This is a genomic window from Conexibacter sp. CPCC 205762, assembly GCF_030646155.1.
GTDB lineage: Bacteria > Actinomycetota > Thermoleophilia > Solirubrobacterales > Solirubrobacteraceae > Conexibacter.
Window position 1 is genome coordinate 29,113 of the sequence record NZ_JAUTDN010000030.1, and the last position, 20,597, is coordinate 49,709.

At 71.4% G+C, this 20,597-nt stretch carries 17 protein-coding genes; 11 read left to right on the plus strand and 6 right to left on the minus strand.

Annotation, left to right across the window (positions count from 1 at the left end; genetic code table 11):
• Window positions 1-92 precede the first annotated feature (92 nt).
• From gltB to Q7L73_RS20035, 8 genes are all read left to right on the plus strand, one after another.
• Complete coding sequence (gene gltB / locus Q7L73_RS20000) at window positions 93-4,607, plus strand: glutamate synthase large subunit (protein WP_304693380.1); 4,515 nt, start codon at window positions 93-95, stop codon at window positions 4,605-4,607.
• A 13-nt stretch (window positions 4,608-4,620) separates the two neighbouring features.
• A complete protein-coding gene (locus Q7L73_RS20005; protein ID WP_304693382.1) occupies window positions 4,621-6,192 on the plus strand; it encodes a glutamate synthase subunit beta in 1,572 nt (523 codons plus the stop codon).
• Window positions 6,193-6,321: 129 nt separating this feature from the next.
• Complete coding sequence (locus Q7L73_RS20010; protein ID WP_304693384.1) at window positions 6,322-7,329, plus strand: lysylphosphatidylglycerol synthase domain-containing protein; 1,008 nt, start codon at window positions 6,322-6,324, stop codon at window positions 7,327-7,329.
• Window positions 7,330-7,396: 67 nt separating this feature from the next.
• Window positions 7,397-8,764 carry an NAD(P)/FAD-dependent oxidoreductase gene (locus tag Q7L73_RS20015; RefSeq protein ID WP_304693386.1) on the plus strand — a complete coding sequence of 456 codons (1,368 nt, stop codon included), beginning with the start codon at window positions 7,397-7,399 and terminating at the stop codon, window positions 8,762-8,764.
• Window positions 8,761-9,372 carry a TetR/AcrR family transcriptional regulator gene (locus tag Q7L73_RS20020; protein WP_304693388.1) on the plus strand — a complete coding sequence of 204 codons (612 nt, stop codon included), beginning with the start codon at window positions 8,761-8,763 and terminating at the stop codon, window positions 9,370-9,372. The genes Q7L73_RS20015 and Q7L73_RS20020 overlap by 4 nt, the downstream gene beginning before the upstream one ends.
• Before the next feature lie 39 nt (window positions 9,373-9,411).
• Window positions 9,412-10,416 (plus strand): hypothetical protein, encoded by a 1,005-nt coding sequence (locus tag Q7L73_RS20025; protein WP_304693390.1) that lies wholly within the window; start codon window positions 9,412-9,414, stop codon window positions 10,414-10,416.
• Window positions 10,417-10,612: 196 nt separating this feature from the next.
• Window positions 10,613-12,169 carry a sigma-70 family RNA polymerase sigma factor gene (locus Q7L73_RS20030; RefSeq protein WP_304693392.1) on the plus strand — a complete coding sequence of 519 codons (1,557 nt, stop codon included), beginning with the start codon at window positions 10,613-10,615 and terminating at the stop codon, window positions 12,167-12,169.
• 1,259 nt (window positions 12,170-13,428) lie between these two features.
• Window positions 13,429-14,280, plus strand: a complete 852-nt coding sequence (locus Q7L73_RS20035) for a hypothetical protein (RefSeq protein ID WP_304693394.1) — start codon at window positions 13,429-13,431, stop codon at window positions 14,278-14,280.
• 54 nt (window positions 14,281-14,334) lie between these two features.
• Here Q7L73_RS20035 and Q7L73_RS20040 read toward each other — a convergent pair whose 3' ends face one another.
• Together Q7L73_RS20040 and Q7L73_RS20045 are read right to left on the minus strand one after the other, a co-directional pair.
• Window positions 14,335-14,673, minus strand: a complete 339-nt coding sequence (locus Q7L73_RS20040) for a hypothetical protein (protein WP_304693396.1) — start codon at window positions 14,671-14,673, stop codon at window positions 14,335-14,337.
• Window positions 14,674-14,868: 195 nt separating this feature from the next.
• On the minus strand, window positions 14,869-15,213 hold the full coding sequence (locus tag Q7L73_RS20045) for a helix-turn-helix domain-containing protein (protein WP_304693398.1): 345 nt from the start codon (window positions 15,211-15,213) through the stop codon (window positions 14,869-14,871).
• 93 nt (window positions 15,214-15,306) lie between these two features.
• Here Q7L73_RS20045 and Q7L73_RS20050 point away from each other — a divergent pair, with 93 nt between their 5' ends.
• Entirely contained in the window at window positions 15,307-15,762 is a 456-nt protein-coding gene (locus tag Q7L73_RS20050) for a hypothetical protein (RefSeq protein ID WP_304693400.1), read from the plus strand.
• A 77-nt stretch (window positions 15,763-15,839) separates the two neighbouring features.
• On the opposite strand, the gene Q7L73_RS20055 is transcribed toward Q7L73_RS20050, so the two are convergent.
• The 4 genes from Q7L73_RS20055 to Q7L73_RS20070 form a co-directional block, all read right to left on the minus strand.
• On the minus strand, window positions 15,840-16,496 hold the full coding sequence (locus Q7L73_RS20055) for an HAD family phosphatase (RefSeq protein ID WP_304693402.1): 657 nt from the start codon (window positions 16,494-16,496) through the stop codon (window positions 15,840-15,842).
• Window positions 16,493-17,371 (minus strand): hypothetical protein, encoded by an 879-nt coding sequence (locus tag Q7L73_RS20060; protein WP_304693404.1) that lies wholly within the window; start codon window positions 17,369-17,371, stop codon window positions 16,493-16,495. The genes Q7L73_RS20055 and Q7L73_RS20060 overlap by 4 nt, the downstream gene beginning before the upstream one ends.
• Window positions 17,368-17,841, minus strand: a complete 474-nt coding sequence (locus Q7L73_RS20065) for an FxsA family protein (RefSeq protein ID WP_304693406.1) — start codon at window positions 17,839-17,841, stop codon at window positions 17,368-17,370. The genes Q7L73_RS20060 and Q7L73_RS20065 overlap by 4 nt, the downstream gene beginning before the upstream one ends.
• A 95-nt stretch (window positions 17,842-17,936) precedes the next feature.
• Window positions 17,937-18,311 (minus strand): STAS domain-containing protein, encoded by a 375-nt coding sequence (locus tag Q7L73_RS20070; protein WP_310720292.1) that lies wholly within the window; start codon window positions 18,309-18,311, stop codon window positions 17,937-17,939.
• A gap of 156 nt (window positions 18,312-18,467) precedes the next feature.
• On the opposite strand from Q7L73_RS20070, the gene Q7L73_RS20075 reads away from it, so the two are divergent.
• Window positions 18,468-18,767: a metal-sulfur cluster assembly factor gene (locus tag Q7L73_RS20075; RefSeq protein ID WP_304693408.1), complete on the plus strand. Its 300-nt coding sequence runs from the start codon at window positions 18,468-18,470 to the stop codon at window positions 18,765-18,767.
• Entirely contained in the window at window positions 18,742-20,583 is a 1,842-nt protein-coding gene (locus Q7L73_RS20080) for a S8 family serine peptidase (protein WP_304693410.1), read from the plus strand. Before Q7L73_RS20075 ends, Q7L73_RS20080 begins: the two co-directional genes overlap by 26 nt.
• Window positions 20,584-20,597: the final 14 nt, after the last annotated feature.

Consider the following 20,597-nt stretch of genomic DNA (forward strand, 5'->3'; position numbering starts at 1 on the left):
TTTCCTGCTGGTGGAGCGCTGCCGGGGGTCGGCCCGCTGGTACCCTGTGGCCTCTTCTCAGTGTTCGCGACGCCCGCCGGGACACAGGATTCATGCGCACGATCAAGCCGCCAAAGGCCGCTGGCCTCTACCACCCCTCACATGAGCACGACGCCTGTGGTGTCGCGTTCGTAGCCAAGATCACGGGTGATGCCGACCACGGCGTCGTCGGTCGCGCGCTCTACGCGCTCGAGAACCTCGAGCACCGTGGCGCCGCCGGCGCGGACCCGACGACCGGCGACGGCGCGGGCATCCTGCTGCAGCTGCCCGACGAGTTCTTCCGCGCCGTCGTGCCGTTCCCGCTCCCGGAGAAGGGCCGCTTCGCCGTCGGCGTGCTGTTCCTGCCGCAGGAGCAGGAGGCGCAGGAGCGGATCGTCGCGCTCGTCGACCAGACGATCGCCGACGAGGGCCAGAGAGTCCTCGGCTGGCGCGACGTGCCGGTCGACGAGGCGTTCGTCGGCGTCACCGCCGGCGCCGCCGCGCCGCTGATCCGCCAGGTCTTCGTCGGCGCCGCCGACGAGCTGCCCGACCAGCTCGCCTTCGAGCGCAAGCTGTACGTGATCCGCCGCCTGATCGAGAAGGGCGCCGGCCCGGAGCTGGCGATCCCGTCGTTCTCCTCGCGCACGGTCGTCTACAAGGGCATGCTGACCGCGCCGCAGATGTCGGGCTACTACCCCGACCTCAAGGACGAGCGGATGGTCACGCGCCTGGCGCTCGTCCACTCGCGCTTCTCGACCAACACCTTCCCGTCGTGGGAGCTGGCGCATCCGTACCGGATGCTCGCCCACAACGGCGAGATCAACACGCTGCGCGGCAACATCAACTGGATGCGCGCGCGTGAGTCGCAGCTGCTCTCGGACCACTTCGGCGACGACCTCGACAAGATCATGCCGGTCGTGCGCGAGGGCGGGTCGGACTCCGCGACCTTCGACAACGTGCTCGAGCTGCTCGTGCTCGACGGCCGCCCGATCACCCACGCGGTGATGATGATGGTGCCGGAGGCCTACCGCGACAACGCGGAGCTGCCGCCGGCCGTGCGCGGCTTCTACGACTATCACTCGTGCGTGATGGAGCCGTGGGACGGCCCCGCCGCGATCTGCTTCACCGACGGCACCCAGGTCGGCGCGACGCTCGACCGCAACGGCCTGCGCCCCGGCCGCTGGGTCCAGACGACCGACGGCTACGTCGTGCTCGCGTCCGAGACCGGCGTGATCAAGGCGAAGCCGAACGAGATCGTCCGCAAGGGCCGCCTGCAGCCGGGCAAGGTCTTCCTCGTCGACCTCGAGCAGGGCCGCATCGTCGAGGACGAGGAGGTCAAGGCGAGAATCGCCGGCCAGCGTCCCTACGGCGAGTGGTACGCCGAGCGCGTCGTCCACATCGACGACCTGCCCGAGCGCGCCCCGCGCGCGCCCCGCGTCGAGCCGCTGCGCAGCAAGCAGCTCGCCTTCGGCTACTCGCAGGAGGACCTGCGGATCACGATCGCGCCGATGGCGGTCAGCGGCGAGGAGCCGACCGCCTCGATGGGCAACGACGCCGCGCTGGCCGTCCTCTCCGACCGCCAGCCGCCGCTGTTCTCGTACTTCAAGCAGCTGTTCGCGCAGGTCACCAACCCGCCGATCGACCCGATCCGCGAGAAGGTCGTGATGTCGCTGGCGACCTCGGTCGGCGCCGAGGTCAACCTGCTCGACGAGAGCCCGGCGCACGCGCACCAGCTGTTCATGAAGCAGCCGATCCTGCGCAACCACGAGCTGGAGAAGCTGCGGCAGGTCTCGCACGACATATTCCACGCCGCCACGATCGACCTCACCTGGCCGGTCGAGCAGGGCCCGGACGGCATGGAGCGCCGCCTCAGAGCGATCTGCGACGAGGCCTCGACCTGGATCGAGCGCGGCGCCAACATCGTGATCCTGTCGGACCGCAACCTCGGCGCCGAGCGCGTCGCGATCCCGTCGCTGCTGGCGGTCGCCGCGGTCCACCACCACCTCGTCCGCGCCGGCACGCGCCTGCGCTGCGGGCTCGTGATCGAGAGCGGCGAGCCGCGCGAGATCCACCACATGGCGACGCTGATCGGCTACGGCGCGGCCGCGATCAACCCGTACCTGATGTTCGAGTCGCTCGACGAGCTGGCCGACCACGGCCGCCTGCCGATCGACCTCGACCGCGAGACGGCCGAGCAGCGGATCGTGAGAGCGATCGGCAGAGGCCTGCTGAAGACCTTCTCGAAGATGGGCATCTCGACGATCCAGTCGTACTGCGGCGCGCAGATCTTCGAGGCCGTCGGGCTCGAGCCGAGACTGGTCGAGACCTACTTCACCGGCACCTCGTCGCGGATCGGCGGCATCGGCATGGACGTGCTCGCGAGAGAGGCGCTCGAGCGCCACTTCCGCGCGTACCCGCGCACCGGCCGCGAGACGCTGCCGGTCGGCGGCGTGCTGCAGTGGCGCCGCAACGGCGAGCGTCACATCTGGAACCCGGACACGATCGCGCTGCTCCAGCACGCGGTCAGAGCCGAGGACGGCAAGGCCGGCCAGACCTACGACGACTTCGCCCGCGCCGTCAACGACGAGGCGGCCCGCAAGGCGTCGCTGCGCGGTCTGATGAAGCTGAAGACGCTCGCCGAGCCGATCCCGCTCGACGAGGTCGAGTCGGCCGAGGAGATCGTCAAGCGCTTCTCGACCGGCGCGATGTCGCTCGGCGCGATCTCGCGCGAGTCGCACGAGGCGCTCGCGGTCGCGATGAACCGCATCGGCGGCAGATCGAACACCGGCGAGGGCGGCGAGGACCCCAGCCGCTTCGCCCCGGACGAGAACGGCGACAACCGCCGCTCGGCGATCAAGCAGATCGCCTCCGGCCGCTTCGGCGTGACGCCGCATTACCTCGTCAACGCCGACCAGCTGCAGATCAAGATGGCGCAGGGCGCCAAGCCCGGCGAGGGCGGTCAGCTGCCCGGCCACAAGGTCGACGGCTACATCGCCAACCTGCGCCACTCGACGCCCGGCGTCGGCCTGATCTCGCCGCCGCCGCACCACGACATCTACTCGATCGAGGATCTCAAGCAGCTGATCTACGACCTGCGCTGCTCCAACCCGGAGGCGTCGGTCTCGGTCAAGCTCGTCTCGGAGGTCGGCGTCGGCACGGTCGCCGCGGGCGTCGCGAAGGCGCACGCCGACCACATCGTCGTCTCCGGCCACGACGGCGGCACCGGCGCCTCACCGGCGTCGTCGATCCAGGCCGCCGGCACGCCGTGGGAGATCGGCCTCGCCGAGACGCAGCAGACGCTGCTGCTGAACGACCTGCGCTCGCGCGTCGTCGTCCAGGCCGACGGGCAGATGAAGACCGGCCGCGACGTCGTCGTCGCCGCGCTGCTGGGCGCCGACGAGGTCGGCTTCTCGACCGCGCCGCTGATCGCGATGGGCTGCATCATGATGCGCGTCTGCCACCTGAACACGTGTCCGGTCGGCATCGCGACGCAGAACCCGGAGCTGCGCGCCCGCTTCCAGGGCACGCCCGACCACGTCGTCAAGTACCTCTTCTTCGTCGCCGAGGAGACGCGCCAGCTGATGGCGTCGATCGGCGTCCGCAGCTTCGCCGAGATGATCGGCCGCACCGACCTGTTGGAGATGGACGGCGCGATCGACCACTGGAAGGCGCGCGGGGTCGACCTCAGCGCCGTCTTCGCGATGCCGGAGCTGCCCGAGGGCACGCCGCTGCACCAGACGATCAGCCAGGAGCCGGTCCTCACCGACGCGCTCGACTGGACGCTGGTCGAGGGCGCGGAGCCGGCGATCGCGCGCGGCGAGAAGGTCGTGCTGGAGGCGGAGGTCCGCAACGTCGACCGCACCGTCGGCGGCATCCTCTCCAGCCGCGTCGCCAAGCAGCTCGGCCCGGACGGCCTGCCCGAGGGCACGATCGAGGTCGCGCTCAGCGGCTCCGCCGGCCAGAGCTTCGGCGCCTGGCTGATGCCCGGCGTCAGCTTCACGCTCACGGGCGAGACGAACGACTACACCGGCAAGGGCCTCGCCGGCGGCGTGCTGACCGTGCGCCCGCCCGCCGACGCCGCCTACGACCTCGAGAGATCGCCGATCGTCGGCAACACCGTGCTGTACGGCGCCACCCGCGGCCGCGCCTTCTTCCGCGGCCTCGCGGGCGAGCGCTTCGGCGTCCGCAACTCCGGTGCCCACGCGGTCGTCGAGGGCGTCGGCGACCACGGCTGCGAGTACATGACCGGCGGTCGCGTCGTCGTGCTCGGCCCGACCGGCCGCAACTTCGCCGCCGGCATGTCCGGCGGCGTCGCGTACGTCTACGACGAGCACCACCGTTTCGCCGCGCTTTGCAACCCGGAGCTGGTGGAGCTGGAGCAGCTCGACGAGGACGACGAGATCGAGCTGAAGGACCTCGTCGCGGAGCACGCGGCGCGCACCGGCTCGCAGATCGCGCAGCGGATCCTCGACGACTGGGAGAACGCCTCCCAGCGCTTCGTCAAGGTGATGCCGCGCGACTACAAGCGCGCGCTCGCCGAGAGAGCTGCGCGTGAGCAGACCGCGACCGGCGTCGCGGCCGAAGCCTGAGAAGGACACGGACATGGGTGAGCTTGGCGGTTTCCTGAGAATCCAGCGTGTCGGCTTCGACAAACGCGACCCCGAGAAGCGGGTCAACGACTACGACCAGTACTTCCAGCTCCAGCCGGAGGAGCAGCTCAAGCAGCAGGGCGCGCGCTGCATGGACTGCGGCATCCCCTTCTGCCACGAGGGCTGCCCGCTCGGGAACCTGATCCCGGACTGGAACGACCTCGTCTTCCGCGACCGCTGGCAGGACGCGATCGTCCAGCTGCACGCGACCAACAACTTCCCCGAGTTCACGGGCCGGATCTGCCCGGCGCCGTGCGAGTCGGCGTGCGTCCTGGCCGTCAACGACGACCCGGTCACGATCGAGCAGGTCGAGCTGTCGATCGTCGAGCGCGCCTACGAAGAGGGCTGGATCGTCCCCGAGCCGCCGGACCGCCGCACCGGCAAGACGGTCGGCGTCGTCGGCTCCGGCCCGGCCGGCCTCGCGGTCGCCGCGGAGCTGAACAAGTCGGGCCACTTCGTGACCGTCTACGAGCGCGACGAGGGTCCAGGCGGCCTGATGCGCTTCGGCGTGCCGGACGCGAAGCTGCCGAAGTCGGTGATCGACCGCCGCGTCGCGATCCTCAGAGCCGAGGGCATCAGATTCGAGTACGGCGTCGACGTCGGCAACGACGTGACGGCGGAGGAGCTGCGCGACCGCCACGACGCCGTCGTCGTCGCGATCGGCTCGCGCATCCCGCGCGACGTCGAGGCGCCCGGCCGCGAGCTGGCCGGCATCCACCCGGCGATGGACTACCTCTACCAGCGCAACCGCTGGGTCGCCAGACAGGAAGGGCGTCCCTCGCGCGACCCCGCGCCCGGCGAGGAGATCGTCGCGGCCGGCAAGCACGTGATCGTGATCGGCGGCGGCGACACCGGGATGGACTGCATCTCGAACGCCAACCGCGAGGGCGCCGCCAGCGCGCGCATCCTCGACGTGTACCAGGAGCTGCCGGAGGGCGGGCGCGACGAGCGCACGCCGTGGCCGCTGCCGCCGAAGCGGACCGAGACGACCTACGCGCTCGAAGAGGGCGGCGAGCGCCGCTGGGGCACCGAGGTCTACGGCTTCTCGGGCGAGGACGGCAAGGTCACGCACGTCCACGCGCGCAAGGTCGTCGGCTCCTCCTCGCGCGACCTGAGAGTGGTCGAGGGCAGCGAGTACACGCTGCCGGCCGACCTCGTGCTGTTCGCGATCGGCTTCACGCATCCCGAGCACGCCGGCCTCGTCGAGCAGCTCGAGCTCGAGCGCGACCCGCGCGGCAACGTCAAGACGATGAAGACCTACCGCACCAACGTCGACGGCGTCTACGCCTGCGGCGACGCGCGCATCGGCCAGTCGCTGGTCGTGACCGCGATCGCGGAGGGGCGCAAGTGCGCGCGCATCGTCAATCGCGACCTCGGCGGCTCGCCGATGGACGCGGACCGCGAGAAGCTGGCGATCGGCGCCTGGGACGGCGAGATCGACCACACGCTGCGCCACGAGGCCGACGTCGCCGGCAACGTCCGCCTCGGCGACGACTTCTTCAGCGGGCCTGGTGGCCCGATCTGACACCCTGTCAAGGTAAGCTGCACGCGGCAGGGCGCTTGACGTTCTGCTGCGCCGGAATCGTCTCCCCCACGATTGCCGGCAGCGGAGGGCCCGGATGTTTTCGGGCCCTTCCGCATATCCTGGGTCAAGATGCTCGTCACCGCCTCGCTCGGCAGCGATATCAGTCGCTTCTTCGACTCGGTCGGTGAGTTCCTCGGGAACCTGGCCGGGCTGAACTGGCTCGCGCTGCTGCTGGCGCTCATCTGCTATTTCGCCTACCTGACGCTGCGCTCGCGCGCGCTCTTCAACGCCGTCCAGGCGGCCTTCCCGAGCGAGCCCGTGCGCTGGCGCGACATCTGGGGGGCGTACGTCTCCGGCGTCGGCATCAACCAGGTCTTCCCGCTCGGCGGCGGCACGATCGTCCAGTACTTCCTGACGCGGATCTCGATACCGAACTCGTCCTACCCGGCGATCGTCGCCGCGCTCTGGACCGGGCTCGTGTTCGACTACGCCGTCAACATCGTGATCCTGCTGTTCGCCTTCACGCAGGGCGTCTTCCCGAAGCCGCCGGACTTCTCCAAGCTGCCGGCGTTCGACCTCGCCTTCTTCGCCTCGCACCCGCGCTTCACGCTCTTCTTCCTGACCGCGCTGGGGATCGGCGTGCTGGTCGCGTTCGCGCTGCTGTCGGCGAGAGTGAAGGCGTTCTGGGCGCGCGTCCGGCAGGGCTTCACGATCCTCAGAGACCGCCGCCGCTACCTGCGCGAGATGGTCACCTGGCAGTCGGCGGCGTGGATCGCGCGCTTCTTCACCTACTGGTTCCTGCTCGACGCCTTCCACATCGGCGGCGGGGTCAGAAACGCGCTGCTGGTGCTCGGCGTCCAGGTCGTCGCGATGCTGATGCCGTTCACGCCCGGCGGCGCCGGCGTGCAGCAGGCGCTGCTGCTGACCGTCTTCGCGGGCGCGGCGACGGGGGCGGAGGTCGCCGCCTTCTCGGTCGGCCAGCAGATCGCGCTGGCGGCCGGCGCGGCGGCGATGGCGTTCGGCGCGCTCGCGATGATCTTCAGATTCCGCTCGTTCAAGGAAGTGATCAGAGCGGGCAAGGAGCACCGCAAGCAGGGCGACGCACCGCCGCCGATCGACGCGACCGCTCGAACTTGACGCTGGCCGTCTGGCCAGTCTAGGGTGACGCCCCTGTCACTTTTGAGGAGAGAGGGAGACGTTCGCGATGGCTGCCCTTCCGTCGGTCTGCATCATCGGTGCCGGTTCCTCCGGCATCGCCGCCGCGAAGGCGCTGCACGAACGCGGCATCCCGTTCGACTGCTTCGAGAAGTCCGACCGCGTCGGCGGCAACTGGGTCTTCGGCAACAAGAACGGCATGTCGGCCGCCTACCGCTCGCTGCACATCAACACCTCGCGCGAGCGGATGGAGTTCAGCGACTTCCCGATGCCCGCGTGGTATCCCGACTTCCCGCACCACTCGCACATCGCCTCCTACTTCGACCTCTACGTCGACCACTTCGGCTTCCGCGACAGGATCGCCTTCGAGACCGGCGTCGAGCGGGCCGAGCGCGGCGCCGACGGCGCCTGGACGGTCACGCTCGACACGGGTGAACAGCGCCGCTACGACGCGCTCGTCGTCGCCAACGGCCACCACTGGGATCCGCGCTGGCCCGAGCCGGCCTACCCCGGCAGCTTCGACGGCGCGCAGACGCACGCGCACCACTACGTCGACAACAAGCCGTTCGAGGGCAGACGCGTGCTCGTCGTCGGGATCGGCAACAGCGCGATGGACATCGCCGTCGAGTCGAGCTTCGTCTCCGAGCGGACCTTCCTGTCGGCGCGCCGCGGCGCCTACGTGCTGCCGAAGTACATCTTCGGCCGGCCGCTGGACCAGATCGGCGTCAACAGACTGACCGGCGCGGTGCCGTGGGCGATCCGCCAGCGGTTCCTCGCGGCGATGTACAAGGTCGGCGTCGGCAACGTCGAGGACTACGGCCTGCCGAAGCCCGACCACGGCCTCGGCGAGGCCCACCCGACGATCTCGGCCGACTTCCTCAACCGCCTCGCGCACGGCGAGATGGCCTACAAGCCGGGGATCGCGTCGCTGGCCGGCGAGCGCGTGCTGTTCGAGGACGGCAGCGAGGAGGAGATCGACGCGATCGTCTGGTGCACCGGCTACAGAGTCACCTTCCCGTTCTTCGACGAGGGGCTGATCAGCGCGCCCGGCAACGACCTGCCGCTGTTCCGGCGCGTCTTTCACCCGGCGATCGACGACGTCTTCTTCGTCGGCCTGCTGCAGCCGCTCGGCGCGATCATGCCGCTGTCGGAGGCGCAGGGGCAGTGGATCGCCGCCTACCTGCGCGGCGAGTACGCGCTGCCCGACCCGGCCGCGCTGGCGGCCGACGTCGAGGCGGAGCGGCGCAAGATGTTCAAGCGCTACGTCGCCTCCAAGCGCCACACGATGCAGGTCGACTTCGACACCTACCTCCATGACCTGCGGCGCGAGCGCAAGGCCGGCGCGCGGCGGATGCGCGAGCGCGGCTTCGCGCTGCCGGTGCCGGCGCGGGCTGGAGCCGAGGCGCCGGCCTCGTGACCGGCGCGGCGGTCGGCAAGCGCGAGCGGACGAAGGCGCAGAACCGCACGGCGATCCTCGACGCCGCCTGCGCGGTCTTCGCCGAGCAGGGCTTCGACGGCGCCTCGATCCGCGACGTGATCCGTCGCACCGGGCTCGCCTCCGGCACCTTTTACAACTACTTCCCGGACAAGACCTCGGTCTTCCAGGCGGTGCTGGAGGAGCGCACGGTCGAGCTGCGGCGGAGACTGCGCGAGGTGCGCCAGGTCGAGACGACGCTCGACGCGATCGTGCTGGAGGGCTTCCGCGTCTACTTCCACTTCATCGTCGAGGACCGGCCGCTGTTCGAGCTGCTGCGGCGCAACGCCGGCACGGTCTCGACGATGCTCGACACGCCCGCGCTGCAGGACGGGATCTATGAGCTGTTCGAGGATCTCAGCTCGCTCGCGGCCCGCATCGGCGTCGCGCCGACGATCGACCTCGACTACCTCTCGGCGGCGATGGGCGGGGTCGCGTTCGAGCTGGGAATCAGGCTGGTCGAGCAGCCGCAGCCGGACGTCGAGCGGACCGCGCGCTTCGCCTCGGAGCTGTTCCTGGGCGGAATCGCGCGCTTGGCAACAGGAGGGTGACAGCAAGGTGGTGCGGGGCCTTCTATATTGATCCCCGCTTTGCCGTCGTTCTGCCGCCATAACCGCTTCGCGAACAACTGCCCGATCTGCTCTCGCGAGCAGGCCGAGAAGGCCGCCCCGCGCCAGACCGGGGTCAGAAGCAGCGGCGGCCACGTCACGCGCAACCCGCGCACGACGAGCAGAACCACGCGCAGCCGCTCGACCAACGACCTCAGAGTCCGCCGCATCGCGCGCGCGGGCGCCGACGGCTACGGCTCGCAGCTGGTGCCCGGCATCAGAGCGACCGCCGACGCCGAGCGGCTCGCCGAGGAGCTCGGCTTCGCCTCCGGCCGCCTCGCCTCGCTCGCCGTCGCGCCGACCGGCCTCTACGCGGAGGTCGCCTCGCTCGGCGCCGCCGGCGACTACGAGGAGGCGACCTGGCTCGCCTTCCTGATCGCCTACGTCGGCCCGCTCGACGGCGAGGACCCGTGGGCCGGCATCAGCGCCGCCCGCACGAGCTGGGCCTCCGGCGAGCTGCCCGACCTGACCGACGTCCCGCTCGGCCCGCGCACCTCGCACGCGAAGGCGAGAGGGACGACGACGATCGAGGCCTACCGCGCCTGGATCGTGCGCTCCGGCACGCAGCAGAGAGCGTTCGAGGGCGAGCCCTCGTGGACGCCCGCGCGGCGCTTCCAGCGCGTCTTCGAGCGGCTGGCGCTGAAGGGCTTCTCGCGTGACGCACGCTACGACCTGCTGGTGACGCTCGGCCGCCTCGGCCTCTACGAGCTGAGCGGGCCGTCGCTGTACGTCGGCGGCGACGACGAGACGACGGTCGCCGCCAAGCGCGTCTTCGGCATCGGCGACACGCTGCTGCTGGAGAGACGCGCCGCCGACCTCGCCGAGGCCGCCGAGCTGCCGATCGAGGTGCTCGACGTCGGCCTCTGGAACTGGGCCCGCCCGCCGGCGCGCCCGCTCGTCCCCGGTGGCCGCGCCACGCTCGGCGCTCCCGCCAGCGAGCCCGACGCCGACGCGTACACGCGCGCGGCCTCCGCGCTCGGGCTCTAGCCCGCGCCTCGACATAACACCGTAATAGCGGGCGTACATACGTCCGTAAACAGGGGTGTTTAACACGCTCTTTGCGGCATTTCTCTAGTCAGGATGGGGAGAAAACGCCGCTGTTCTGCCTCCTGCGGCCGATGACTGCGGCTGTGCGAGATGGCGCCGACGCGCCAGTTCGCCGCCGACAACAGGGAGGTCGCGGATGGGACGGTCGCCGGTCCGGCATGGGAGCGATGCCGGAGAGGAGCAGGTGCTGGCGCTGGTGCGCGAGCACGCGGGGGAGCTGCTGCGCCTGGCGCGGCGCTTCTCGATCTGCGCTGAGGACGCACAGGACGCGTATCAGCGAACGCTCGAGAAGCTCGTGCGGCGGATGCGCCACGAGCCGCCGGAGAACGCCGTCAACTGGGTCAAGACGGTCCTGCGCCACGAGGCGATGGCGATCCGCGCCGAGCGCGAGCAGACGATCGGCGCGTTCGACGGCGATCGCCACCGTGACGAGGACTCCGTCGACCCGGCCGATCGCGTCGAGCGCTTCGAGCGTCTGGCGCACACGGCGGAGGCGCTGCGCGGCCTCAAGCCGCAGGAGATGACGGCGCTGGCGCTGCGCGCCGAGGGGCTGTCGTACAAGGAGATCTGCGCCCGCACGGGCTGGACGTACACGAGAACGAACCGCACGATCAACGAGGGCCGGCGGGCGCTGCTGGCGCGTCTGTCCGCGATCGAGTCGGGCGCGGAGTGCGCGCGCTGGTTCCCGCTGCTGTCGCTGCTGGCCGACGGCGAGGCGACCGCGAGAGAGCTGTCGGAGCTGCGCCCGCACCTGCGCTCCTGTCCCGCCTGCCGCGCGACCCTGCGCGGCATCCACGCGGCGCCGGGTCAGGTGGCCGCGCTGCTGCCGGCGGCGGCGCTGCCCGCGCTCGCCACGGCTGGGGCGGCCGGCGGCGGCTTGGGGTTCGGTCGTCACCTGGAGGCGCTGGCGCAGAGCTTCGCCGAGCGCGCGAACACGACCGTCCTGCGCTTCCACAGCGTGATCGACACGGTGCCCGGCACGAAGCTCGCGGCGGTCGCGGCCTCGACCGTCGCCGTGGCCGGAGGCGGAGCCGCGATCGAGCAGGCCGCGACGGCCGGCTCCGGTGCATCGGCGGCCGCCGGCGCACCGTCTGTCACGGTCGCCTCCGGCCCGTCACCGACCGCCTCCGCGACCCCGATCGCCGCCCCGCTGTCCGCCACCGCACCCACCGCCCCGGGTCCTGCGTCGCCGGTCGGTCCGGCGCCCGCCGCGACCCCGTCGCCGGCCGCAGCGCAGCCCGCGACCGGCCCGCTCGCCGAGTTCGCCCTCGAACCGCTCGCCGCGCCGCCGCGCGCGTCAAGCGCAGCATTCGCGGCCTCGTCGCTGCTCCCCGCCGCGGCCTTCTCAGCCGAGACGCAGCCCGGCGACCCCACCGCGCCGGCCAGCGGCCGCGATGCGCCTCTCCGCGACGCCGCCACGCCCGCCGGCAGCGCCGGCGGTGCCGCCAACGCCCGCCGACCCGGCAACGACACCGACCCCGCCACCCCGAGCCCCACAGCAGGCCGCAAGCAGGCCGCCAGCGGCTCCCGGGACCCCCAAGGCACGGCCACAAGCCCCACCGCCGCTCAGACCCCCGGCGAGCCCCCGGAGTTCACCTCCAGCACCGCTCCGCCGCCAGCCGCACCGAAGCCGGCCTTCTCCCAGCCCCATCAACCCGCCGTCGCCGACGGCGCCGAGTTCGCAACCCCATGACACCCACAACCCCACGAGGTCACAAGATGCGCAAACAGATCCCCCTGGCCCTCACGGCCCTCCTCGCCCTGCTCCTCCTCCTCACCACCACCCCCGCCAGAGCAGGCACCTACACCGTCTACAGCTGCAGAACCCCCTCCGGCACATGGGTAGGAGCCGAAGGCTGGACGCGCGCGGTTTCGGAGCCGGTTCAAGGAGTCGATCGTGGGACTGCCGTGCTTTGTCCCGCCACGGATCCGAGACTGCAACTCCGATTTGGGGACCCACAACTCCCAGTTGACGAGGGCACGGCGATCGAACTTGGGTTCGTGGCTCCTCTCTCGACAAGCATCGCGTCGGTGTCGCTGGTCCGGTCCTACATCGTGGACTGGCCGTTTCTCGCGGATGTCTTTGAGCGACCGTACGTCTACGACGCTTGGCATGACGATGACGAATGGGAGCGTCATATGAGTTCGTCTGGAGTGCGGGCTGCAAGCGATCCGTCAGACACTGAGCTGAGAGCCGCCGGCCAGAGATGGAACTCGATACGCCTTCGCCTGACGTGTTGGAGCCTCTGGGGTGCTCTCAACTGCGGGCCGGGTCGGGCTTCGCTCACCGTGCCTCGCGCGGAGCTTCAGCTGACCGATACGGGCCTTCCATGGGTGGCGAGCCTCTGCTGCGATGCAGTCGCGCGGGGGATGCTCGATGTCGGCTTTACCGCGCAAGACCTTCAAAGCGGCGTCTACCGCGCGAGGTTCGAGTTGGACAACCGGGTCATCGAGGAGAGAGCGGTCGACGCTAACAATGGCTTTTGCGCCGACGTTGAGCCCGGCAACGACAATCGCTACGAATTCGCTTCTCCTGATCCGTGCGCCGCAAATGTCGATAGTCAGTTTTCATACGACACACGCAGACTTAGAGACGGCTCTCACACCTGGAGACTCAGCGTCGAAGACGCGGCTGGAAATCGCTCGAGCGTGATTGAGCGAGCGGTCACCACCCACAACGCGCCGGTTTCGGTCGAGGCTCCTTCGGTTGTTGGTGTGGAAGGGCTGGGGGAGGGGGTGCGGGTTGATGTTGGGCAGTGGGACGGCGCGGTGACTGGGTACGGCTACCGGTGGCTGCGGTGCGATCGGGCGGGTGGCGGGTGCGTTGCGATCCTCGGTGCGGATGGGGCGGAGTATCGGCTTGTGGCTGCGGACGTCTACCACCGGATCGTGGTGGAGGTGACTGCTGGCAATGGCAGCGGGTCGGCGACGGCGCGTTCTGATGCCAGCGGGATGATCGCGGATGGGGACGGCGCCACCAGCCCGGGTGAGCCGACCGGCAGAGAGCCGCAGCCGGGTGGGAGAAGCGGTGGGGATGACGACGGGGAGGGCGACGGCCCCGGGGCGAGAGCGACCGGGACTGGCGCGGGCGGCGGGGTCGCAGGGATCCCGAGCCTGCAGAACCCGCTCGGCGAGCGGCCCGGCCGCGCTGCGAACGGGAGAGGGGCGACTGCGAAGGCGCGGCTGACGCTCGGAGTGCGCGGCAGCGGCGGGCGGATCGTGCGGCGGGCGCTTGGCTCGCGGACGCGCAGGTGGACGGTCGCCGGGCGGCTGGTGAACGCTGCAGGCAAGCCGATCGCCGGTGCGCGCGTCAACGTGCTGCAGCGCGTCAGCGGGCGGCGCTGGGTCGCGCGCAAGGGGCTCGTGCGCACCCGCGCGAACGGTCGCTTCAGCGCGACCCTCCCGGCCGGGCCGAGTCGCTCCGTCAGAGTGACCTACTTCCCGTTCGGCGACAGCGACGCGTTCCGCGCCTCCAACACCGTCGCGATCGACGTGCTCGCGCCGCTCACGATCACCACCGACCGGCGCGTGATCGCCGGCAAGCGGATCGTGACGATACGCGGCAGCGCCGGCGGCGGGTCGATCCCGCGCGGCGGGCTGCTCGTCACGCTTCAGGGCTACCAGTCCGGATACGGGTGGCGGACGTTCAAGACGCTGCGGACCAACGGGCGCGGGCGCTGGCACGCCAGCTACCGCTTCCGCGCCACCAACGGGCGGTTCGCCTTCCGCGCGCTCGTGCCGCGTCAGGGCAGCTATCCGTACGCGACCACGATCTCGCGGCCGGTCGCGGTCACCGTGCGCTGACGCGAGGGGCGGCGGTCGGCGGCGACGGGAGACGATCCCGTCGCCGCCGTGCCGTCAACCTGCGGACCGCGCGCGTTCGCGCGCGATGATCCCCTCGACGATCTCCGGCTCAAGCCGCGTGATGCGGATGATCCGCTCGGTCGAGAAGCCGGCGCGGCTGGCCACCGCGATCCGCCGCTCGAGCGCGCCCATCGCGGCGCGCACGCCGCCGAGGCCGTCGAGGTCGAAGCGCAGCTTCGGCCTGTCGGGACCGTGATAGTCGATCACCGCCTCCGCCGCTCCGTAGAAGTCGAGCGCCGATCTGAACAGTCCGCGCTCGAGCATCGAGGCCACCGCCGACTCACCGTCGTCGATCGCTGCCTCGGTCTCTCCCTGCGTCGTCACGACTCGCATCTGCACCTCCGTCGCGCACGGCGAGAACCGCGCGTCCCGAACGCCGGCGATCCCCCGCGATCACCTGGCGCTGCCGCTGAATCTGCTGCACCCGCACAGCCCGGCGACTTCGTGTACGCCGGTATTCCTCATGTTGGCAGCCTCGGGCTTACGACGCAAACGTCGTAAAACCAGTTGATCGCGGGCAGTGTCGCGCTAGTCCGCGGGGTCCGCGGGCTCGGCCGGCGGCAGGGCGGCGATCGACTCGGCGCGGGCGAACAGCTCGGAGCAGAGGAGATCGAGACCCGAGACCAGGCGCAGTAGCGTCCTGGCGGTCGGATTGCCGATCCCGGCTTCGAGCTCCCAGATCCTTCGCTGGGGTACGCCTGTGCGCAGCGAGACGGCCTCCTGTGTCAGGTCGAGTTCGTCGCGACGCTCCCGCAGCGCTCGTCCGAGCGCGCGCAGAAAGGGGGTGGCATCCGGCACCGCGCCACCCTCCGCTGCGGGTGGATGTTCTGCAACGACATTTACGTCGTGGGTAGCGATCGTGACGATTCTCACAGGTGTGACATTTTGCCGTCTGCACCGGCCCGTACAGTCCTGCACGATCTTGTTCTTCTTGTTCCTCGATCTGTGACGACGCCGGGAGCCCCGATGTCCCTCTGTTTCATCGAGCCTCAGAATGCCATTCGCGTGATTGCCAACTCCGTGGGCCGGGAGGCGCGTCGGCAGCTGCTGGGCGAGGTGGTTCGGGCGTGGGTGGACGAGATTCCCGATGCGGATCTCGACTCGCACTACGCCAAGGCCGTCGCCGATCTCGATGAGCACGACCTGTCGATGCTCGCCGCCTGGCACGCCTCGCTCGAGGTCGGTCACCCGATCGCGAACAAGGAGTTCCTCGTCAACCTCTTCCCGTCGCTCGGCGAGAACCGTCGCGAGGCGCTGAAGATCGCCGCCGGCTTCCGCGGCGAGGAGGCGTTCGACGCCGGTGTCGCCGAGGAGCAGTCGCTGGAGATGGTGCTGCCGTTCCTGTCGGAGCAGCGCTGCCGCGAGCTCGCGCAGGAATGCGTCGAGCTGTACTGCTGGGACCGGCTCGGCTCCGAGAACTGAGCGCGCCGCCCGCGTGAGGCGGGCGCTCGCGTCAGGAGGATGAGTCGCGCGCCGGGCCCAGGCAGGGGCCGCGGGCGTCAGGCCGCGGCCGGGGGAGACCCGCCGTCGAGCACTGACTCGACCTCGGCGATCGCCTGCTCGTTGCTCTGGAAATGGACCGCGTTCATGCCGAGCGCGCGGGCCGCGTCGCAGTTGACCTCGAGGTCGTCGATGAAGACCGTCGCCGCCGCCTCGACGCCGAGTCTCTCCAGCAGCAGCTGGTAGATCTCTGGCTCCGGCTTGCGCATGCCGACGAACGCCGAGTCGATCACCAGCTCGAAGATCTCGTCGATCGGCAGCATCGCACGCCAGCGGGCCTCCCACTCGCGCACGTTGTTGGTGAGGATCGCCATCCGGTAGCCGCGGCCCCGCAGGTCGCGCATGAAGTCGATCAGCTGCGCGTTCGGATGCAGCGCGGCGAACAGTCTCTCGCCGAACCCGTGCAGCGTCACCTCGCGGCCGAGCACGTCGCGCATGCCGGCGTCGAGCTGGCGCACGAACTCGGCCTCGCTGATCGCGCCGCGCTCGAGCTCGAACAGCGGCTGCGCGCCCGCCAGCTCGGCCGCGCGCGCCATGCCGGCGCCGAACTGCTCCCAGGGGATCCCGCTCTCCTCCTGGACGGCGGCGAAGGCCTGCATCAGCGGCGTCGTCAGGACGCCGCCGAAGTCGGAGACGACGACCTCGACGCGGCTCATCTGCGCCGCAGCACGTCGTAGCGGCCGACGCCCTGCGCGCCTTCCATCCGCCAGCGGAAGAAGGAGCAGTCGAGCCGCAGCTCGCCGAGGTCGAAGGTCGTCCCGCAGACGACCTCGCCGGCGCCGCGCAGCGGCCCCTGCTCGCCTTCCTCGTCGACCCACAGCTCGAGCCCGGCGCGCAGCTGGCGCCCGCCGCCGTCGAGCGTCGTCGAGAGGCGCGGGTCGTCGATCGGCTGCGGCGCCTCCAGCAGCCAGGCGCTGACGACCTCGTCCTCGTGGCCCTCGACGCCGCGCGGGCGGACCGAGGCGAGCGCGACGCCGCGCTCGTCGTCGAGCCAGACGCCGAGCGTGCGCGACAGCTCCAGCTGCGTCCAGTCGGGCGCGCCCCAGGTGTGGCCGCGCTGGCCGAGGCAGTCGATCTTGAAGGTGCGCTCGCCGACGGTGACCGTCCCGCGCACGCGGCAGAGCTGCTCGTAGCCGTTGAGCGCCGCGGCGCTGGCGGCGATCTCGTCGCGGCCGACCTCGGCCGCGGGCGCGAGCGCTTCGAAGGTCAGCTCGAAGCCGCCGCCGTCGCCGTCGTGGGAGACGCTCCAGCGCTGCAGCGGCTCGACCAGCTCGGCGGTCGCGTCGCCGGCCTCGACGCGCGCCCAGTCGAGCGCAGGCGCCTCGACGGCACCGGAGGAGGCGACGTCGACGACCTCACCGTCGTGGAACAGCATCACGATCGAGGTCGCGCGCGGCGGATCGCCCGCGACGAGCCCGAAGCGGGCGCTGCCGTAGAGGCCGTTCGCGGCGTCGCCGAAGGCGTACGTGACCGCGTCGCCGAAGCCCTCGCCCTCGGCGGGGCGGGGCGATTCCTGTTCTGGGCCGATCATCCGCGCAGCTGGGGGCCGGCGCCGTCGACGTCTCTTGCGGTGGAGTCCACGTCGTAATCCTGCCGTGCGCGGCCGCGCGATGCTCCGCCGATGCTCGCGGCCGCCATCAGCATCCGCCCGCGCGCGCCGCTCAGCAGCAGCTTGCGGGTCAGCACGCGGGTCGGCGGCAGCAGCAGGAAGATGCCGAAGACGTCGCTGATGAAGCCGGGCACGATCAGCAGCGCGCTGCCGAAGACGACGAGCGTGCCGTCGACGACCTCGCGCGTCGGCGCGCGGCCGGCGGAGACGGCGCTGCGGAAGCGGCGCCAGGCGAGCCGGCCCTGCGAGCGCAGCAGCACCGTGCCGAGGATCGAGGAGGCGAACAGCAGGGCGATCGTCGGCAGCGCGCCGATCGCCTGGCCGACCTGGATGATCACGTACAGCTCCGCGATCGGTACCAGGATCAGCAACAGCAGGAGCAAGATGAACATCGTGCTCTGAGAGTACCCGCCGCTCGTCGTCGGCACGATGGGGATGGCCGTACGACGCCGCGTGGTCGCGCTCGTGGCGAGGAGCGCGGTGCGCGCTAGGCGTGCGCGACGCGCAGGCGCGGCCGCGGGCGGATCGCGTGCGCCGAGATGTCGACGTCCCTGCTCGCCGTCGCGCGCTCGACGTGCACGCCGTCGATCCGGTCGAGGCCGACCAGCTCGATCAGCGCGACGATCTGCGGCTGCGCGTTGCGCAGCGCGACGGTGCGGCCCTGCGCGCGCAGGCGGCGGGCGAGCATGACGAAGTCGAGCATCAGCGAGGCGTCCGCCCACGTCAGCTCGGTCAGGTCGATGACGACATCGGCCGGGGCCTTGATCGCCCGGGCCAGCGCCGGACGGCGGCGGGCCTGGGTCAACCGGTCCTCGTCCCCCGAGCAGCGCAGCGTGGGCGGGTGTTCGGCGTAGTCGACGATGCGCGCGAACCTAACGAAACCTTCATGGTCTGCGCAAGCCCGATGAGGCCTTTCTCACGTTTGCCGATCACCCTTTGGGGCCGCCTCGGAAAGGGCGGATTTCCGGCGCGTTCCGATGGGCCGGGGGAGCGCGGGCGGGCCGCTAGACTGGTCTGCGTGCCGACCACGATCGAAGAAGTCAACGACGCGCTGTCCAACGTCATCGACCCGGAGCTGGGCCTCGACTTCGTCGAGCTCGGGCTCGTCTACGGCGTCGAGATCGACGGTGAGACGGTCAACATCACGTTCACGCTGACGACGCCGGCGTGCCCGATCGGACCGCAGGTGAGCGAGCAGATGGTCGAGTTCGTCGGCGAACTGGACGAGGTCGAGCAGGTGAACCCGAAGATGGTGTTCGATCCGCCGTGGTCTCCGGACAAGATGTCCGAAGATGCGAAGTTCGCCCTGGGCTTCTAGCCCACTCGTCCTCGGACTGCTGCTGACAGCCGGCGCCGCACTGGCGCCGGTCTCCGCGCAGGCGGCCGGAAGCGCCGCCGCCGTGCCGACCGGGCGCCTGCTTGTGCTGACCGACCGCCACGCCGGCGCGGCGAGCGCGCCCGTCGCGATCGCCGCTGCTGGCGTGCAGGCCGACGGCCGCCCGCTGCCGCAGATCGGGCTCGTCGCCGTCCGCCCGCGGGCGGGGGAGAGCGCCGCGCAGGCCGCACGCCGGCTCGCCGCCCTGCCCGGCGTCGCCGCCGTCGAGCCCGAACGCCGGATGCGCCTGCGCGCCGTCGCGCCGCCGAGCGAGTCTGACGGCGGCACGCGCCTGCGCGCCGTCGGGCCGCCGAGCGAGTCTGACGGCGGCACGCGCCCGCGCGCCGTCGGGCCGCCGAGCGAATCTGACGGCGACACGCGCCTGCGCGCCGTCGCGCCGCCGCTGCCGGACGACCCGGCGCTGACGCTGCCCGAGCCGGCCGCCGGCACGGCCGGCTCACCGCTCCCAGCCGGCACGCCGCTGCAGTGGCCGCTGCTGCGCGAGCGCTTCCCGCGCGCCTGGCAGCTGGTCGACGGCTCGAAGGCGCTCGTCGGCGTGATCGACACCGGCGTCGACGCCTCCCATCCGGAGCTGGCGCCGCAGATCGCGCGGCTGGTCGACCAGCGAGAGGAGCCCTCCGACGGATCCGCCGGCAGCGACGAGGAGGGCCACGGGACGCACGTCGCCTCGCTCGCCTGCGCCGCCACCGGCAACGCGACCGGGATCGCCGGCGCCGGCGACGGCTGCCGGCTCGTGGTCGAGAAGACCGACCTCAGCGACGGCTCGATCGCGGCCGCGATCGTCGACGCGACCGATCACGGCGTGCACGCGATCAACATGAGCTTCGGCGACGACGGCAGCCGGCCGGCGAGCGCGACGATCAGACGCGCGCTGCGCTACGCCGCCAATCGCGACGTCGTGCTCGTCGCGGCCGCCGCCGACGAGCCGCTGCAGGAGCAGGGCGACCCCGCCAACGTGCTGCAGCCGACCGGCAGCGGCAAGGACCTCGACGCCGGCAGCGGCCTCAGCGTCACGACCGCCGAGTGGGACGGCCGCCGCGCGCCGTTCGCCGGCTACGGCTCGCAGATCTCGCTCGCCGCCTACGGCACGGCCGGTGGCGCCGGCGCGACGCCGCGCGGCGTGATCGGCGCCTTCCCGGCACAGCCGACCCCGTTCGAGGTCGGCACGCGTCCCTGCGGCTGCCGCGCCACGATCGCCGGCGACACCCGTTACGGCTACCTCGCCGGCACCTCGATGGCGGCGCCGCAGGTGGCGGCCGCGGCGGCGCTCGTACGCGTCCTCAACCCCGACCTCTCCGGCCGCGCCGTCGTGCGGCTGCTGAAGCGAACGGCGCGGCGGCCGGCCGGGCGCGGCTGGAACGACCAGCTCGGCTGGGGGATCCTCGACGCGGGCGCCGCGCTGGAGGCGGCCCGCGACAGCGACGCGCGCGCTCCCCGCACGCGCCTGACCGCGACCGCCGCGAGACCCGCGGGGACGATCGCGCTGCGCTGGCGCGCGACCGACTCCGGCCCGCCGACCGTCCGTGTCAGCGGCGTCAGATCGGTCGCGCTGACGCTGGTGCGGCTGCGCGACCACAGGGTGCAGCGGCGGATAGCGCTGCGGGCGAAGGTGACGGCCTTCCGGCTGCGCGGCGAGCCGGGCGCGCGCTACGGCCTCTACGCGCAATCGCTCGACCGCGCCGGCAACCGCGAGCCGCGCCCGCGCCGCTACGACGCCGTCGTGCGCGCGCCGCGCTAGGAGCGGCGACCACG